General features: G+C 63.5%; 1 protein-coding gene and 1 riboswitch. The gene reads left to right on the forward strand.

What is annotated here, in order from left to right; translation table 11 throughout:
• Positions 1 to 392, forward strand: a 392-nt coding sequence (locus EN964_RS36295; protein ID WP_164776563.1) for a DNA glycosylase AlkZ-like family protein, incomplete at its 5' end; no start/stop codon positions are given.
• A 29-nt stretch (positions 393 to 421) separates the two neighbouring features.
• Positions 422 to 626, forward strand: a riboswitch (cobalamin riboswitch).
• Positions 627 to 706: the final 80 nt, after the last annotated feature.

Raw genomic sequence — 706 nt, forward strand, 5'->3', positions numbered from 1 at the left:
GGGATGCCCGCCTGCCGCGCAAAGTCGAGGCCCGCGCCCTGCTGGCGCCGTTCGATCCTGTCGTCTTCGAACGCTCGCGCACAGAGCGGCTGTTCGACTTCCACTACCGCATCGAGATCTACACGCCGGCCGACAAGCGGCAATACGGCTACTATGTCCTGCCGTTCCTGCTCGGCGACAGGATCGTGGCACGCGTCGACCTCAAGGCAGATCGTCCGGCCAGCGTGCTGCGGGTCCATGCGGCCTACGCCGAGCCCAAGGCGTCACCTGAAACCGCTGCAGAACTGTTCGAGGAATTGAAGCAGATGCAGGGCTGGCTCGGGCTCGAACGCATGGAAGTGACCCCGGCCGGCGATTTGGGTCCGGCGCTGGCCGACATCGCCATGTCGTAAGCTCGCGTTGACACCGCCGCTCGCAAAAGCCTAAATCCGGTTCAGATGGTCTCTTGCCCGCAACGGCAAGAGCTAAGAGGGAATGCGGTGCGGGGCAAAATCCCAAATCCGCGGCTGTCCCCGCAACTGTAAGCGAAGAGCCAAGGCCGAAAGCCACTGGGAGTTCCCGGGAAGGCGGCTACCCAAGGCGATGACCCGCGAGCCAGGAGACCTGCCGTCTGCGACTTTAGAATCCGATCGCCCGGCGGGTTTCCGGGCAAGGAGCCCGATCTTTGGACCACGACAGCAGTTTTTCGGCTGGCACAGCGGATATT

Origin of the sequence: Mesorhizobium sp. M7A.F.Ca.CA.001.10.2.1 (assembly GCF_003998575.1) — a bacterium.
Lineage (GTDB): Bacteria > Pseudomonadota > Alphaproteobacteria > Rhizobiales > Rhizobiaceae > Mesorhizobium.